Source organism: Haloarcula amylovorans (assembly GCF_004681185.1).
Classification (GTDB): domain Archaea; phylum Halobacteriota; class Halobacteria; order Halobacteriales; family Haloarculaceae; genus Haloarcula; species Haloarcula amylovorans.
Genome location: NZ_SRIF01000002.1, coordinates 1,097,825 through 1,113,385, shown reverse-complemented (window position 1 = coordinate 1,113,385; position 15,561 = coordinate 1,097,825). Strand labels below are relative to the sequence as shown.

The 15,561-nt window shown below is 64.1% G+C and carries 14 protein-coding genes and 1 pseudogene; 7 read left to right on the top strand and 8 right to left on the bottom strand.

The features are described 5' to 3' along the window. Positions 1 to 166 precede the first annotated feature (166 nt). The 3 genes from phoU (E4S61_RS12960) to E4S61_RS12950 form a co-directional block, all read right to left on the bottom strand. A complete protein-coding gene (phoU, locus tag E4S61_RS12960) occupies positions 167 to 847 on the bottom strand; it encodes a phosphate signaling complex protein PhoU (protein ID WP_135304349.1) in 681 nt (226 codons plus the stop codon). 243 nt (positions 848 to 1,090) lie between these two features. Further along, complete coding sequence (gene phoU / locus E4S61_RS12955; protein ID WP_135304348.1) at positions 1,091 to 1,756, bottom strand: phosphate signaling complex protein PhoU; 666 nt, start codon at positions 1,754 to 1,756, stop codon at positions 1,091 to 1,093. Positions 1,757 to 1,964: 208 nt separating this feature from the next. Continuing rightward, the gene (locus E4S61_RS12950; protein ID WP_135304347.1) at positions 1,965 to 2,168 is read right to left on the bottom strand and encodes an HVO_0649 family zinc finger protein; all 204 of its coding nucleotides are present in this window, start codon (positions 2,166 to 2,168) and stop codon (positions 1,965 to 1,967) included. 175 nt (positions 2,169 to 2,343) lie between these two features. Between E4S61_RS12950 and E4S61_RS12945 the strand changes: the two genes are divergently transcribed. The 3 genes from E4S61_RS12945 to E4S61_RS12940 all read left to right on the top strand — a co-directional run bounded on the left by E4S61_RS12945 (position 2,344) and on the right by E4S61_RS12940 (position 4,215). Further along, on the top strand, positions 2,344 to 3,114 hold the full coding sequence (locus E4S61_RS12945) for an Lrp/AsnC family transcriptional regulator (RefSeq protein ID WP_135304346.1): 771 nt from the start codon (positions 2,344 to 2,346) through the stop codon (positions 3,112 to 3,114). Positions 3,115 to 3,361: 247 nt separating this feature from the next. Beyond that, positions 3,362 to 3,505, top strand: a complete 144-nt coding sequence (locus E4S61_RS25445; protein ID WP_167768493.1) for a hypothetical protein — start codon at positions 3,362 to 3,364, stop codon at positions 3,503 to 3,505. Positions 3,506 to 3,561: 56 nt separating this feature from the next. Then, positions 3,562 to 4,215 (top strand): class I SAM-dependent methyltransferase, encoded by a 654-nt coding sequence (locus E4S61_RS12940; protein ID WP_135304345.1) that lies wholly within the window; start codon positions 3,562 to 3,564, stop codon positions 4,213 to 4,215. A gap of 27 nt (positions 4,216 to 4,242) precedes the next feature. On the opposite strand, the gene E4S61_RS12935 is transcribed toward E4S61_RS12940, so the two are convergent. From E4S61_RS12935 to trkA, 3 genes are read right to left on the bottom strand one after another with little or no spacing between them, the layout of a single operon-like run. Then, entirely contained in the window at positions 4,243 to 4,596 is a 354-nt protein-coding gene (locus tag E4S61_RS12935; RefSeq protein ID WP_135304344.1) for a DUF7344 domain-containing protein, read from the bottom strand. Between the two features lie 43 nt (positions 4,597 to 4,639). Beyond that, complete coding sequence (locus tag E4S61_RS12930; protein ID WP_135304705.1) at positions 4,640 to 6,202, bottom strand: TrkH family potassium uptake protein; 1,563 nt, start codon at positions 6,200 to 6,202, stop codon at positions 4,640 to 4,642. 10 nt (positions 6,203 to 6,212) lie between these two features. Beyond that, entirely contained in the window at positions 6,213 to 7,544 is a 1,332-nt protein-coding gene (gene trkA / locus E4S61_RS12925) for a Trk system potassium transporter TrkA (protein WP_135304343.1), read from the bottom strand. Positions 7,545 to 7,700: 156 nt separating this feature from the next. On the opposite strand from trkA, the pseudogene E4S61_RS12920 reads away from it, so the two are divergent. Then, positions 7,701 to 7,901: pseudogene (locus tag E4S61_RS12920) on the top strand (universal stress protein); the annotation flags it as partial. Here the strand turns inward: E4S61_RS12920 and E4S61_RS12915 are convergent. Further along, on the bottom strand, positions 7,898 to 9,334 hold the full coding sequence (locus E4S61_RS12915) for a polysaccharide deacetylase family protein (RefSeq protein WP_135304341.1): 1,437 nt from the start codon (positions 9,332 to 9,334) through the stop codon (positions 7,898 to 7,900). The pseudogene E4S61_RS12920 and the gene E4S61_RS12915 overlap by 4 nt on opposite strands. Positions 9,335 to 9,566: 232 nt before the next feature. Here E4S61_RS12915 and E4S61_RS12910 point away from each other — a divergent pair, with 232 nt between their 5' ends. From E4S61_RS12910 to E4S61_RS12900, 3 genes are all read left to right on the top strand, one after another. Beyond that, positions 9,567 to 11,900, top strand: coding sequence for a PKD domain-containing protein (locus E4S61_RS12910; protein ID WP_135304340.1), 2,334 nt, complete (start codon positions 9,567 to 9,569; stop codon positions 11,898 to 11,900). A gap of 82 nt (positions 11,901 to 11,982) precedes the next feature. Further along, positions 11,983 to 12,897 carry a S49 family peptidase gene (locus E4S61_RS12905; RefSeq protein ID WP_245180720.1) on the top strand — a complete coding sequence of 305 codons (915 nt, stop codon included), beginning with the start codon at positions 11,983 to 11,985 and terminating at the stop codon, positions 12,895 to 12,897. Beyond that, positions 12,890 to 13,933 (top strand): motility-associated ABC transporter substrate-binding family protein, encoded by a 1,044-nt coding sequence (locus E4S61_RS12900; protein WP_135304339.1) that lies wholly within the window; start codon positions 12,890 to 12,892, stop codon positions 13,931 to 13,933. The genes E4S61_RS12905 and E4S61_RS12900 overlap by 8 nt, the downstream gene beginning before the upstream one ends. A gap of 157 nt (positions 13,934 to 14,090) precedes the next feature. Here the strand turns inward: E4S61_RS12900 and secY are convergent, their stop codons facing one another. Continuing rightward, entirely contained in the window at positions 14,091 to 15,557 is a 1,467-nt protein-coding gene (gene secY, locus E4S61_RS12895; RefSeq protein WP_135304338.1) for a preprotein translocase subunit SecY, read from the bottom strand. Positions 15,558 to 15,561 lie beyond the last annotated feature (4 nt).

Genomic DNA, 15,561 nt, shown 5'->3' with positions numbered 1-15,561 from the left:
ATCGGTGCTGTGCGGGAGAGCATACCGCTCGCCAGCGGCGAGCGGTTTCACCGGAAGCGCGCCGCAGGCGCGACTTCCGGCCTTTTTAGCGTAGATTTTTGCGAAACCGGGTACCCGCAGCAGCGCTCCGCGCTGCGAGGATACCCGGTGACGGAAAAAGGTACTTTTAGTAGATGAGGTCGTCGTCGTTCTCGACCATGTACAGCGTGCGAGCGGCAATGTTGACGGCGTGGTCGCCGACGCGCTCGATGTCGCGAATCGTCAACAGGAGTCGGGAGACATCGGCCATCAGTTGCTCGATCTCCGCGTCGCTGGAGTCGGCGTCGATTTCCCGCTCGATGAGGTCGCGGACGACCTCCTCGGAGGCCGCTTCACAGCGGCTATCGACCTCGTCGTCAGTCTCGGCGATGGTGTAACACAGCTCCGTGTCCTCACGGTCGTAAGCATCCATCGCGTTCTCGACCATCTCGATGACGACTTCAGCGACCTCCTGGATGTCGACCTCGGGGTAGGCATCGCGTTCGGCCTCCAGGGAGTACTCGCCGAGGTTGGTGGCGAGGTCGCCGATGCGTTCGAGGTCGGTGATAATCTTGAACGAAGCGGCGATGAAGCGCAGGTCAGAGGCAACCGGCTGCTGGAGCGCCAACAGGTCGATGCAGTCCTGTTCTAAGTCGAGATACAGCTGATTGATCTCGTCGTCGCCGTCGATGACCTGCCAGGCCAACTCTTCGTCTTTCTGTTCGAGGGCGGAAAGCCCCAGCCGCAGTCGGTCGAGGACGACTTCAGACATGTAGAGGACGTCCTCGCGGAGCGATTCGAGAAGCTCCTGATACGATTCTCGTGGCATGGTCCGAACTGTCCTTGCCGAGCGTATCAGCCTTTCCCTTGGATGCAAAATCAGCCTCGGTCGGGAGCGGAGTTACGTGCGGTCGCCCAAAGAAACGGTGCGGAGAGCATACCGCGCCGGAGGCACGGTTTCACGCGAATCGCTGCCGGCGATTCGCGCCTTTTTAGCGTAGATTTTTGCGAACCGGGTACCCGCAGCAGCGCTCCGCGCTGCGAGGATACCCGGTGACGGAAAAAGGTACTTCTAATAGATGAGGTCGTCGCTGCTCTCGGTCATGTACAGGGTTCGAGCGGCGATGTTGACGGCGTGGTCGCCGACGCGTTCGAGGTCACGAACCGTCAGGAGGAAGCGCTGGGTGTCGGCCATCAGCGACTCCAGTTCGTCGTCGGGCGTCTGGTTGATCAGCGATCGAACGAGATCGTCGGTAGCGGCCGCACAGCGCTGGTCGAGGTCGGTGTCGGCGGCGGCGACCGTTCGACAGCGCTCGGTGTCGCGCTCCTCGTAGGCAGTCATCGCGTCGTCGAGTTGGGCCAGCGCCATGTCGGCGATGTCGGCGATGGGCACGTTCGGGATAGTTTCCGATTCCATCTCGTTGACGTACTCGCCGAGGTTGGACGCGAGGTCGGCGATGCGTTCGAGGTCCGTGAGTATCTTGAACGAGGCGGCGATAAACCGCAGGTCAGAGGCGACTGGCTGCTGGAGCGCGATGAGGTCGATGCAGTCCTGTTCGAGAGCGAGGTAGCGCTCGTTGACCTCGTCGTCGGCCTCGGCGACGGCGCGGCCCATCGCCGGGTCGCGCCGTTCGTAGGCGGTGACGGCCCGGTCGAGGCGGTCGGTGACGTCTGCGCCCATCGCACAGATATCGGCCCGTAGCGCGTCGAGTTCCGTCTCGAAGGTGTCACGCGTCATCTGTCTGAGGTGTGTATCCGTTGAGACATGAGTGTGGTGGCTGTCTCAGAGGGTGGTCTCGGCGGGGCGATTCGTAAGGCGGTCGACCAGCGCTATAGGGTCGGGCACTCGACCGATTCCTAGAGGCGTACGCGCCAGACGCAGTCGAAGCGGCGGATTGACGGCGCGGCCGCTACCCGTCTTCGACACGTCTGCGAGAACCAAACAGTCACTCCCCGTTCAGGGAGAGCGTGTGCTCTCTGACGGCGCCGCACGACGGGCACTCGTGTTCGTAGTGAATCTCCCGACCGTCTGTCTCGCTCGACCAGCTGCCTTCTTCGTCCTCGTAGCCGCAGTCCGGACAGACGAGTTCCGTCTCGTCGTAGTGGTGCTTGAGCAGTTCCATGGGGGACTTCTCGCTGTGTCCTTCCATACTCATCCACAACTCTTGCGATACAAAAAATATTCCGGTGTTAGATTTTTGAATGAGTGCTGTATGCCCGGAGTATTTTCTATAGAATAATTCCGGCAGTTAGGAACCGGATAGGCGTATTTCTCGGGAGAGAGCGAACACAAGCGCTATTATCGATACGAAAGAAATATCCGGCATGGATTATCGGATCGATGAAATCGACCGCCGTATCCTCTATCATCTCGCGGTCGATGCGCGCGGAACAGCCGCGCCGCAGATCGCTGAGGAGGTCGACGTCACGCCGGCAACGATACGCAACCGTATCCGGCAGCTGGAAGAAGCGGGCGTCGTCCGAGGCTATCACGCCCAAATCGACTACGAGACGATAGACGGGCGACTGACCATGCAGTTCACTTGCAACGCGCCCGTCGATACCCAGTCGGACCTCGCACGCGATATCGGCCGGATTCCGGGCGTGGTCCGCGTCAGCGAGCTGATGGCCGGCCAGCAGAACCTGCTGGTCACCGTCGTCGGGACCGACACCGACGACACGGCCCGAATCGCGCGCCAATTGTCGGATCTGGGCGTGACCATCGACCGGGAGGCCATCGTCCGAGACGAGGCGTTTTATCCCTATCAGCAGTTCGGCCCGGAGGATGATACGACACGGACGGCGATTCGGGACTTCCAGAGCGTCGCCGGCGGGGCTGAAGTCGTGGAATTCACCGTCTCTGAGGACGCCGCGATAACGGGAGCGACCCTAGAGGAAGCGAACCGCGCCGGACTGCTTCCGGACGAGGTGCTCGTTGTAAGCATCGAACGCGGTGACACCCAGCTCACGCCGAAAGGCGATACGACCATCGAAGCGGGCGACGTAGTGTCGGTGTTCTCGCCGGAGGCGTTTCCAGAGCAGTTAGTCGAGGCGTTCGAATGCGGGGACGAAGCAGCCGATGGGACGAACCAGTAGATCACCCCGCCGGAGCGCTGGGGTCTCGACGCGCTCCCATCGATCGCGCAACTCTGGCGGTTTTACTATCGTCGCCTTGTCAGCCAACGATAGCAAGGATACCCCCGAGTCATCTCCAGAAATATTCTCATCTATTTAGCTTTCTCAATAAATATCTCTGAGGAGTGATTGAGCCAGTCCTCACCCGAAACAAGCCGTAGACGAACAACGCAAGGCCATTTTTTATCCGAGCGAGCCAACCCGCAGTATGGAACGACGACGATTCCTCGCGGTAGGCTCAGCGGCGATGATCCCCGCTTTCGCCGGCTGTAGTACGCCGGAAGAAGGCGGCGAGGACGGCGAGGGCGAAGAAGGTGACGAAAGAGAGGAAGGCGGCGAGCAAGAAGACTGAGAACGACTCGCAAACGACCCCAAAGCTGATTCCAAAGCCCTCGGATTCTCCGAGCGATGGTCGAGCGAGACGACGTTCGCCGGTCTTACGACGAGTTGGCGGCGACGTACGCGACACAGCGTATCGAAGACGGGCGCGGGACGGAGATTCTCGACGGGTTCCTCGACTCCCTCGGAGACCCGAGGCGTATTCTCGATGCGGGATGTGGACAGGGGACGCCCGTTCTGTCGAGAATCAGCGCGGACACGTCGGCTGTCGGCGTCGATTTCTCGCGTGAGCAGCTCCGGTTAGCCGACGGGAACACGCCCGACGCAGCGCTCACTCAGGGCGACATGACTGACTTACCGTTCGCGGACGGCGTCTTCGACGCGGTCGTCGCGTACTGGTCGCTGATTCACGTTCCGATGGCCGCCCACCAGCGGGTCATAGACGAGTTCGCACGCGTGCTCTGTCCTGGCGGTCACGTCCTGCTATGTGAGGGGACGAACGAGTGGGCCGGCGAGAATCCGGATTGGCTCAACAGCGGCGTCTCGATGGCGTGGGACATCGCTGGCGCGGAGCGGACGCGTTCTCATCTGCGAGCGAGCGGTTTCTCCGTCATCGAACGATGGGGTATCCCCGACTCACTGGACGCAGACGAAGACGGCGAGGATGACCGGGCCGACGGAGACGAACCGTGGACGGTCTTCGACGCTCGTCTCGATGGGTAACGACGGGTACGGTATCGGCGAGCCAGTTCAGAGCAAGTCGCCCGGCAGCGTCTCGGCGTTGCGGACGAGGACGCGGACGAACGGTTCCACCTCGTCGAAGGCCGGGCCGCGGGAGACGACGCCCGCCGACTGGTCCCACTCCACGAGGTCCGCCTCCGCCAGTTTCGGCAGGTGGACGTGGACCAGCTCCAGCGGTAAGGCACCCTTCTCACCGGTCGTAGCGGGCCAGCCGGGCGCTTCACTCGGCGTGCCCCCCGCGCTCGCCGAGCGCAGCAAGAGCCCCGCCGGCACGTCCACCGACTCGCTGTCACACAGGACGATGAGTATCTGCCGGCGATAATCGGCGGCTAACAGTTCGAACAGTGACGAGACATCTACCACGGAATGAGTATCAACTGACGACCATTTAAATGTTACCGCTCTTTCACGAGCGCCAGTACGCCCGGGTCAGCAGGACGAACACGGGTAGAATCTCCAGCCGGCCGGCCCACATCAGCAAGATCATGTACGCTCTGCTCGTCCACGGGAAGTCGGTGTAGCCGTTCATCGGTCCGACGACGCCGAATCCGGGGCCGACGTTGCCCAGGGTGGCGGCGACGGCCGACATTGCTTCGAGGGCTGTGAGGTCGTAGCCGACGCGGGCGGTGTCGATGAAGACGACGCCCACGCTCACGAAGAAGATAACCAGATACAGCAGCGTGAAGGCGTAGATACCGCGAATAGCTCGTTCGTCGATCGTCCGACCGCCGAGGCGGACCGGGGAGACGGCTTCGGGATGGATCGTCGTGAACAGCTCCCGCCGGAGCGACTTGACGATGACTAGACAGCGGACAATCTTTATCGCGCCGCCGGTCGAGCCGGCCGACCCGCCGACGAACATCCCGAACAGCAGGAGGTACTTCGTGGCGTCGCTCCACGTGTTGAAGTCCATCGAGGCGTATCCCGTCGTCGTCACGATGGAGGTTACCTGAAAGGCCGCGTGTCTGAGCGAGCGTTCGACGTTGCCGTCGATAGCCGGGACGTTCGTCGGCAGTTCCGCGAATCCGGGGCCGAGACCGGCAAAGAGCAGCCCCGCGATGACCGCTGTGAGCGCGGCCACGACACCCGTATAGAAGCGGAACTCGCTGTCCTCGAAGAAGACCAGCGGTTCGCCGTTGATGGCCCGCCAGATGAGTGCGAAGTTGGTGCCGGCGGCGACCATGAAGGGGATGATGACCCATTGGACCGCCGCCGAGAACGCCTCGATCGAACGGGCTTCGGGCGAGAACCCGCCGGTGGGCATCGTCGTCAGCGGATGGGCGACGGCGTTGTACAGACCCATATTCGGCGCGTAGCCGAGCTGGTTGAGACCGAAGAACAATATGAATTCGAGGACGGTCAGCCCGATATACGCCAACCAGAGCGCCCTGGCGGTCTCGGCGATGCGGGGCGTGAGTTTCTCGATGCCGGGACCCGGCGCTTCGGCGTCCATCAACTGCGCGCCACCGACGGAAAGTTCCGGGAGAATCGCGACGGCCAGGACGACGATACCCATGCCGCCGAGCCACTGCGTGAGCTGTCGCCACAGCAACAGGGCGCGAGAGTGGCGCTCGAAGCTGATCTCACCCATCACGGTCGCCCCAGTCGTCGTGAAGCCCGACATCGTCTCGAACAGTGCGTTGACCGGGTCCGCGAGCGTCGACGCGGTTCCCCACCCGGCCAATACGTATGGAACTGCCCCGACGACCGTGACCGACAGCCACGTCAGCGACACCATCAGGAATGCCTCGCGCGCGCCGAGATCTGGATCCGTATCGAGCCGCTCGAGCGCGAACCCGACGAAGACGGTCACGAGAATAGATATTCCGAAGACGCCGATGTCCTCGCCGTAGTACAGGGCGACGAGCATCGGGGCTAACAGCGCCACCGAGAGATACTTTATCACCGTCCCGACCAGTGACACCGACGCACGCCAATCGACGCGGAGCGTCCGCCGAAACGAGGCCATCCCTAACATCTTAGAGGGCGGCGCTGGCGGCGTCGATTGACTCTGACTCGACGAAGACGACGACGTGGTCGCCGGGTTCGACGACGGTGTCACCGCGGGGGATGACCAGTTCGCCGCCACGGGTAATCGCGCCGATGACGACGCGGTCGGGGAGGTCGGCGACGGCGTCGCGGATAGAGCGACCAGCGAGGACGCTCTCATCGTCCACTTCGATCTCTAAGACCTCTGCGCGGTCGGACTCGATGATGGCGACGTTCTCGGCCTGTTGCTCGCGAGTGAAGCGGGTAATCTCCTCGGCGGTCGCCTCTCTTGGGTTGACCGCTACGTCCACGCCGACGGCTTCAAACAGGGGGACGTACTCACCCGAATCGACGACAGCGACGGCGCGGTTCGCGCCGAGGCGCTTCGCTAAGAGACTCGCCAAGAGGTTCTTCTCGTCGTTATCGAGCGCCGCGATGACAATGTCCACGTCCGCGACGTGTTCGCGTTCGAGGAACTCCCGGTCGGTGGCGTCGCTCTCTAAGACCGTCGTCCCACGGAGGTCCTCGGCGAGTTTGCGGGCGCGTTCGTGATTCCGTTCGATGAGACGGGGCTTTAGACCGCGGTCCTGTAAGAGCCGCGCGGTGTGATACCCCACGTCGCTCCCGCCGACGACGAGGACGTTTCGTGCCCCGTCCACGTCCGGCGAGATGGCGTGTGCGAACGTGTGGATGCTCTCCGTGCTCCCGATGACGACCACCTCGTCGCCCGGTTCCAGCACTGTCTCTCCACGAGGGATGACCACGTCGTCATCGCGCAACACGGCGGCGAAGGTGAGCGATTCGTAGCGGTCTGCCTCTTGGACCGTCTGATTTGCGACGGGGCTGGATTCGGGAATCTCGAACTCGGCCATCTGAACGATACCGTCGGCGAACGTCTCGACGTCCTGTGCAGCGGGTAGGCCGACGACTCGCGCGATAGTCTCGGCCGTCAGGAGGTTCGTCGCCACCATGTGGTCGACGCCGAACGCGCCCGCCGACTGCTCCCACGTTCGCAGGAACTTCGCGCTCTTGACCCGAGAGATGGTGAACGCGTCGGTTATTGTCATCGCCGTCCCGCAGGTAACGATGTTCGTCTCGTCGTCGTCCGTGCTGGCGATGACGATGTCCGCCTTCTCGACGCCGGCCTCGGAAAGCGTATCGAGGTCCGCACCGTCACCCTCGACGCCGAGGATGTCCACGTCGTAGACGAGCTCTTCCACTCGATCGTCGTCGATATCGACGACGGCAACGTCGTGACTACCGGCGAGGCTCTCGGCAATAGACGCCCCCACCTCGCCAGCGCCGACGATTACGACGTACACCGGCGACCCTCCGCGTCGTACATATCCGGCCCGTTCAGTCGGCCCAGTCAAGTGTATTTCTATCCGGAGAGCGGCGATTAGGCGTGAGCGTTAAGCGTCGTGAGCGAGTATCGAACGAGATGATTTATTCAGTCGCGAGATACTCATCAGGCGATAATCGAGACTGGTGACGTCGAGACGGTCATCGAGAACGCGGCCGCGGACGCCTCGCTGTTGATACTCGGGGCGACCGAAGAGGGGCTCCTGCGCCGCCTCGTCTCCGGGTCGGTGGTCCTCAACGTGGTCGACGACGTGGAGTGTTCGGTCCTACTGGCCGAGAAACACCGAGAGCGCGGGCTGCTCGAACGGCTGTTTTAGGCCTCACCTTCCCACTCGTCGAGTATTGCGGTCAACGTCTCGTCGTCCATGCGCTTCCCGTTGGTCCGCGGGACGTAGGCGTCCTCGCGGTTCCACCGAATCGCTCGCTGGGCGTCCGCCAGTTCGATGCCGTCGTCGCGGGCGACAGCGTCTCTGATTGACTTCGGCCGTATCTCCTCGACCGGCGGGTCGAGCAGGTCGGTCAGCATCTCCGAGGCGGGAATCACGTCGAGGTCACGGCGGTCGATGCCGGCCATCGTCGCCTCGAAATCCGCCTGCGAGACCCAGCCCGTGTCCTCGCCAATTTCGTGGTAGCTCAATACCGCCGTCTGGCCGTACTTCTCGGCGAGGTCCAGCACGGATTCGAGACGCTCTAGGTTCTCCCCGAATATCCGCCCGGTCGTGAGCGGGCCGGTCAACTGCGCGCCGTGAGGAATGCTCCCGTCGGTGAAGGCCAGATAGTGGTACTCGCTGACGATATCGCGGATACGTGGCGAGTTCGAACTCCACGGGTAGACGAACATCGACGAACCCACCTCGAAGCCCCGGTCGAGCAGCCACTCCTTGGCGTCTCGCACCTGCTCTCTGGCTTCCTCGTCCGAAAGGTCCGTGAGCCGGTCGTGGTCGACCGTGTGGCTGCCGATCTCCCAGTCCGCCTCGCGCATCTCTCGCATCTCGTCCTCGCCGAGGTAGTCATCGTCGTCGGCCCGCCCAGGGTTGACCGCAGTGAGCGCCGGAAAGTCGTAGGACTCTAGCACCGGAAGCGCACGCGTGTACTGCGTGATACCGCCGTCGTCGAACGTGAGGACGACACGGCCGCCGTCGGTTCGTTCCGTGGTCCGGAGTTCGTCCAGATGCACCGTGATGGGGCGGTCCACGTCCCGGGAAAAGCGGAGGCGGATCTCCGAGACCTCTTCGAGATCGGGGTCGCCCGACTCGCCGCTGACGCCGAGATCGCTCCGGAACCACCCATACGTCGGTGAGATGGTCCGGCGGTCCATCACGACGTAGTCGCCGTCGTCGTCCTCGACGACGGCCGTCAGCTGCTCGACCCCCGGCCGAACGAGGCGAATCGCGATCGAGAGATCCCGCTCGGAGAGGTCGAGATCGTCGAACTCGCGGACGATTTCGACCGCTCGGTCATCGCTATCCGGCGCGAGCGATAGTTTCGCCGACTGCGAACCGCTGTAGACTACGTCCGTACTCGCTTCGAGCGTTCCGCTATCGGCCTCCCATTCGTCTACGTCCTCGAAATCGTCGAGCACGTCCCCGCTCTCGCCGTAACGGTCACGGCTGTCGAATTCCGTGGTCAACAGCGGATGTTCGTGGTCCGCACGCACTCGGCCGAGTCGACTCCCGCCGAGGGCGAGGGTGAGGGCGGCAGTACCCCCTTTCAGTACGTTCCGACGTGAAATCGGCCGAGAGTCCGTCATTCGGCTGGATGCTACGGAAGAATATCCTATTGTTATACCGAACATTCGCGTCGATGGCGAACACTGCTACCCCCGGAGACGGCGGGGAGAAACGACCGCTTACGCCGACAAGCCCGGCATAACAAACCCGAGAGATTTCCCTACTACGGACACGTATGCCATCTCTCCACCGCCAGGTTCCAGCCGTCGCATCGAAACGAGGAGCGGCCACCGCGACGCCACAGGAGAGCTGATGTCGGCGGCCCGCGCCCGTCGACTCCTCGTCGTCGCGTGCTCGCTCGTTGTCCTGGTCGCCGCCCCCACAGTGGCGCTCGCCGCACCGGACGACACCGTCGTCGTGGGCCAGACGCTCGACGAGGAGCGCGTCGCTCCCGGCGGGTCGGTACCGGTCGAAGTCGCCGTCGATGTCGATGACGTGGACGCCCCTGCGATCGACGTCACGCTCCCCGAGAACTGGACACTCTCGGTCGAGGACGACGATGGGGCCCGAACTGGAGCGGATGGGACTGCGTGGCTCTGGACTGACGGCGAGGACCACGCCGTCGAGTTCGCCCTCAGCGTGCCCCGGAACGCGTCGGTCGGCGAGTACGAACTCCGAGCGACCGGCTCCGCCATCTACGAGGAGACGGGCGAGCGAGTGACCGACGCGACGACCGATACCCTCACCGTGAGCGGCGACCCCGAGACGCCGCCACCGACGGCCGACGCCGGGACCAACCGAACCGTCGAAGCCGACGCGCGGGTCGAACTGAACGCGAGCGAATCTCTGGATCCCGTCGGCGACGGCCTGACCTACCGCTGGGAACAAACCGACGGGCCGAACGTCACGCTGTCTGACGGTACGACGGCGACACCTGAGCTCGCGGCCCCCGTGCCCGCGGAGACGCGGACGCTCACGTTCGACCTGACCGTCACCGACGGGGCGAACCGGACGGCGACCGACAGCGTCGCCGTGACCGTCGACCGTCGGAACCGCGCCCCGACCGCCGACGCCGGGACCAACCGCACCGCCGACCCCGGCGACGAGATTCGCCTCGATGGAAATGGCACGGACCCCGACGGCGATGGGCTCTCATACGGCTGGCGACAGGTCGCCGGGCCGACCGTCTCGCTGTCGGCCAACGATACGGCCGCGCCACGGTTCGAAGTCCCCGAAGCCACCGAACCCACGCCGCTGACCTTCGAGTTGGCAGTCAACGACGGCGACGCCACCGCGACCGATACGGTTACCGTCACTGCGGCGGGATCGCCACCGCCGACGGCCGACGCCGGGGCGAATCGCTCCGTCGAAGCGGGGACACGGATCGAACTCGACGGGGCGGGATCTGAGGTAGTCGTCGGGTCGCCGACCTACGCGTGGACGCAGGCCGACGGACCGTCGGTCAGCCTCAGCGATACCGCCTCGCCGACGCCCACGTTCACCGCGCCGTCTGTGAAAGAGCGAACGGCCTTCACGTTCGAACTCGCGGTCGCCGACGGCCGGAACCGCACCGCCACCGATGCGACGACGGTGGTGGTCGCGCCGGCGTCCGACTCGGACAGTGACGCTGAAAGCGACGATGACGACGATAGCGCAGGTGGCGGAGACGGCGGCGACAGCGACCGCAGTGGCAGAGACAGCGGCGGGAGCGACGGCCCGAGCGGGGGCGATAGCAACGACGCCGACTCCCCACCGAACGAACCGCGCGTCTCGGTCAGCCGACCCGACGGACGAAGCGCCGTCGTCAGTATAGCCGGCGAGATGGACGACGACACCTACCAGGTCACGCCCGACATCACTGTCGGGAACCTGACGTACGAGCGAATGACGGTCGCCGCCGGTCGAACGCCGGTCGCGCTCCGCGTCGCCGAGCCGGAGCGCGCGAGCGACGAGAACGCCGGTATCCGATCGTTAGGTACCGTCACGACCGACGCAAGCGGCGCGCCCGGCGTGACGCTTACGGTCAGCGTCCCCGCTTCGCGTCTCGACGCGGCGAACGCCTCCGCGGTCACGGCCTACCGCGACGAAAACGGCAGCGCAACGGCCGTGAACACGACGCGCCTCGACGGCGGCGAGCGGTACCGCTATCGCATCGAGACTGCCGCGCCCGCAAACCACACCATCGGCGTCCCGAGAGCCGCGCTGTCGGTGGCTGACGTGCGAGCGAACCGTTCGACGGCCGCCGTCGGCGACCCCGTGGCCGTCATCGTCGAGATGGCCAACGCGGGCAAGCGAGCGGGTAACGGGACGGTACGCGTCACCGGATTAGGCGACGCTCGGTCCAGAACGCTCGCGGTGCCGGCCGGCGATCGCGCGACCGCAACGGTCGTCCACCGCTTCACCGAACCCGGCACCCACACCGTCGCCGCGAGCGGAGAGAACGCGACGATTACTGTTGCGTCGAAAACGACGGCGACGCCAGGGGCCACTCGCACCGAAGAAACCAAAGCGGGCGAAACCGACGGTCAACCGACTGAGACTGCCAGCGAAAGGGAGGCGACAGCGGCAGACGGCTCCGGATTCGGGGCCGTCGTCGCGCTACTGGCGATGACGGTAGCGACACTACTCGCACGCCGCCGAACGTGACAGGTGACCCGACCCTAGTTTATACTTCGGGTGGTACCTACCGGGAATCGTGTCAGTCAAAAATAAACTTTCAGCGACAACTGTGGCAGCGTACGTGGTCGTCGTCACGGCCGCCCTCGTCACCGGCGCGATCGTCGGCCCGATGGTCTGGAACGCGGCGGCGATCGCCGACGAGGAGCGTCCATCCGTGGCCGTCGTCACGTTACGGGGACCGACCAACGATGTAAACGTCAACGGCGTCGCCGAGCAGTTGCGGGCGATTCGAAACAATGACTCGGTCGAAGCCGTCGTCCTCCGCGTCGACAGTCCTGGCGGTCCCGTAGACGCGAGCGAGGAGTTCTATCTGGCGGTCAACCGAACGGCGAGCGAGATGCCGGTAGTCGCGTACGTCGAGGGGGCGGCGGCCTCGGGTGGGTACTTCGGTATCGTCTCATCCGACGAAATAATCGTCAAACCCAGTTCGACCGTCGGCAGCATTGGCGTCATCGTCCAGGCGTCCCCGAGCGTTATCGAGCAGGCCGGCCAGCAACAGGAGCAGTTCGTCCGCTCCGGCCCGGATAAGGCACAGATCGGCATCGACAGTGTCCGCACAGAGATGGAGTCACTCCAGCGAGCCTTCGTCGGGACGGTCATGTACCACCGCGGTGACACCCTCTCGCTCGACCGAACGGAGGTGGCGAACGGCCGCGCGTACCTCGGCGGCCGTGCCGTCGAGAACGGCTTCGCCGACCGCATCGGCGACCTCGATACCGCCATCGAGCGCGCGGCGAGTCGCGCCGAGGGAATCGAGGGCGACGGATACGATATCTACATGACTGAACCCCAAGCGTCGAGTCCGACACTCCTGTTGGGCAACGCGTCTATCCGGATCGAGGGTGGCGACAGCGAGGTTGTCGACGACAACAGTGACGACGGACAGTTCCAGCGACCAGTGAAGTACTACGCCGTCTGGGGCGTCCCGGAGACCAACGCTTCGGAGGTGTACATCGATGGCTGAGGGCAGTGCGGTCAGACTGCTGGCCGCCTACGTCGTCGTGTTGGTCGTCGTCCTCGGCGCAGTAGCACTGCTAGGACTCGCCGTCGGCGGGACCTCGGAGTCGCCCGACGGCACGAGCATCGACGGCCAGTCGCCGCCCCCGTTCCAGCCAGAGCGCGTCAACGCCGACGCGGACCCAGAGACCGGCACGCTCGCGGTCGAGAGCGGGAGCGCACGCCTCCTCGTCGACGATAGTCACGGCAACCAGTTCTCCCGTGCAGACCTCGAACCCATCGAGGAGGCGGTGTTCAGGACAGGCCATAGTCTCTCGTATCCGGACAGCACCGACGAGAAACCCTATAACGAGACGCTCGCCGGCCACGAGGGGCTGCTCGTCGTCCAACCGACCCAGGAGTTCACCGCGACGGAACGTGCGGTGCTCAGAAACTACACCGACGCCGGCGGCCACGTCGTGATCCTCGGCGAGCCGACCCAGACGCGTATCAGCGGCGGGCTGATCGCCAGTTCGACGGTCGTCTCCTTCGGCGCGAACAACCTGACGAGCCAGTACGGGTTCCGCATGGGTGCCGAGACGCTGTTCAACGTCGACGACGGGGCCAACGACAACAACTTCAAGAGTATCTACACGACCCCGAGCGGCGATGGTCCGCTGACTGAGGGTGTCGACACCGTCACCTTCGACACCGGCAGCTACGTCTCCGTGCGCGAAGACAGCGACGCCGACGTGGTGTATACCGCCGCTGACGGAACGCAGACGCTCCAGACCCGCCGCACCGGACAGTACCCAACGGTCGCCCGCACGGAGAACGTCGTCTTCGTCGCCGACGCGTCCGTCCTCGAACGGACGGAACTGTACGATGCTGACAACGAGGTATTTGTCGGCAACCTCCTCTCGTTCCTCGCGGCGGGTGACGCACCCGACAACGTCCCCGGACCCGAACTCGACACCGACGAGGAGACCACGTCCGACTCGACGCCAACCGGCGGATCCACGCCGACGACACCGACTAATACGACGACACCGACTGCTGGCTGACGCCCTGAGGATGCCAACCGTTAGCACCGACGAGCGGTAGACGAATGGATGGCTGTGAGATATCTCTCTCTTTTTCCGTTTGCGGGCCAGCTACGGCCCGGTTCGACGCAGATGTAGCTCCCGACGAGAGCGATCGGAAAGAAAGATTTCGGCGGTTTCAGCCAAACATCTGGCGCATCATCGGATGCATCTCCATGAGCTGTTCCTCTGCGATCTCCTCGTACAGCTTGTACGTGATGGAGACCGTGAGCAACAGCCCGGTACCGGAGACGCCGCCGATGGTACCCAGCATGTTGGCCATCACTGCGAGCAACCCGACGAGGGCACCGCCGATGACGGTGACCTGCGGGATGTAGCGTTCGAGCACCTTCTCGATGACGCCGACGTTCTGGCGGAACCCGGGAATCTGCATCCCGGAGTTATGAATCTGCTTGGCCGTCGCTTCCGGGCCCATGTCGGTCGTCTCGACCCAGAAGACGGCGAAGACAGCGCCGCCGACTAGCATGAACGTCAGGTCGATCCCGACGCGGATGAGTATCTGCCAGGCGGGGTTGGTCGTCGCTTCCAGCCACCACATCCAGTCACCGGGTGACTGAATCGGGGCCAGATAGTAGAACAACCCACCGGTCGCCTGGCCGTTGTTGTAGCTTCCCAGCCACGCTGGGAGCGTTCCCAGCTGCGAGTGCAGGATGCGCCCGAGGAACTGAATGTTTGCCTGCAGCGCCCGGACGAGAATCATCGGCAGGACGCTCGCGTAGATGAGCTTCACCGGGAAGCGACCACGAGCCCCCTTCACGCGCGCGTTCGAGAGCGGAATCTCGACGCGCACCGACTCGGCGTAGACGACCACCGAGAAGATGAGGATCGTGGTGACCAGCGCCAGGATCTGACCCTGGCCGAGGAACACAGTCTCCAGACCGCCCGGGGCGAGGACCGGCCCGGTCGTCTGTTCGCCAGTGATGAACTGGAACCAGGTGTAGAGGATGCCGCTCCGGCCACCGATAAAGGGCGTCGAGAGCAGGCCACCCAGCAGCCGCTGGCTCACGCCGGCGACGATGAACAGTCCGATACCGGAGCCGACGCCCCACTTGGAGATGACCTCGTCCATGAACAGGATGAGGACACCACCGACGAATATCTGCGCGAAGATGAGCCACTGGACACCGGTGGTGCCGATACCCAGCGACTGCGCGACGGCCGTATCAGCGGGTAAGAACCCGCCGGCGAAGACCATCGGCAGGCCCGTCAGACAGATCATCACCAGCACCAGCAGCTTCTGCAGCCCCTGATAGAGGATCTGGTCTCGCGGGTCGTCCTGCGTATTCAGCCCGAGCAGGTTGGCCCCGCCGAGCAACTGTAACACGATGGACGCCGTGACGATGGGACCGATACCCAATTGCAGGATGCTCCCCTGCCCCGAGGCCAGAATCGACCCGAACCGGCCGAAGACGTCCTGGCTCGCGTCGATGTCGAGACCGAACAGCTTGACGTTCGTCAGGAAGAAGTACAGCACCAACACGCCGCCGGTCCACATCAGTTTGCGCTTGAACGGGATGTGGCCCTCCGGTCGACGGACTGCTGGCATCCTGACGAGCAACGGTTCGGCGGTGTCCTTCCAGCTCATCTGT

Bases quoted from the DNA above. Each gene is read 5' to 3' on its own strand.
- phoU (WP_135304349.1), bottom strand. From the start codon at position 847: ATGCCACGAGAATCGTATCAGGAGCTTCTCGAATCGCTCCGCGAGGAC.
- E4S61_RS25445 (WP_167768493.1), top strand. From the start codon at position 3,362: ATGGAACGACGACGATTCCTCGCGGTAGGCTCAGCGGCGATGATCCCC.
- E4S61_RS12950 (WP_135304347.1), bottom strand. From the start codon at position 2,168: ATGGAAGGACACAGCGAGAAGTCCCCCATGGAACTGCTCAAGCACCAC.
- secY (WP_135304338.1), bottom strand. From the start codon at position 15,557: ATGAGCTGGAAGGACACCGCCGAACCGTTGCTCGTCAGGATGCCAGCA.
- E4S61_RS12930 (WP_135304705.1), bottom strand. From the start codon at position 6,202: ATGGCCTCGTTTCGGCGGACGCTCCGCGTCGATTGGCGTGCGTCGGTG.
- E4S61_RS12940 (WP_135304345.1), top strand. From the start codon at position 3,562: ATGGTCGAGCGAGACGACGTTCGCCGGTCTTACGACGAGTTGGCGGCG.
- E4S61_RS12910 (WP_135304340.1), top strand. From the start codon at position 9,567: ATGTCGGCGGCCCGCGCCCGTCGACTCCTCGTCGTCGCGTGCTCGCTC.
- E4S61_RS12915 (WP_135304341.1), bottom strand. From the start codon at position 9,334: ATGACGGACTCTCGGCCGATTTCACGTCGGAACGTACTGAAAGGGGGT.
- E4S61_RS12900 (WP_135304339.1), top strand. From the start codon at position 12,890: ATGGCTGAGGGCAGTGCGGTCAGACTGCTGGCCGCCTACGTCGTCGTG.
- phoU (WP_135304348.1), bottom strand. From the start codon at position 1,756: ATGACGCGTGACACCTTCGAGACGGAACTCGACGCGCTACGGGCCGAT.
- E4S61_RS12945 (WP_135304346.1), top strand. From the start codon at position 2,344: ATGGATTATCGGATCGATGAAATCGACCGCCGTATCCTCTATCATCTC.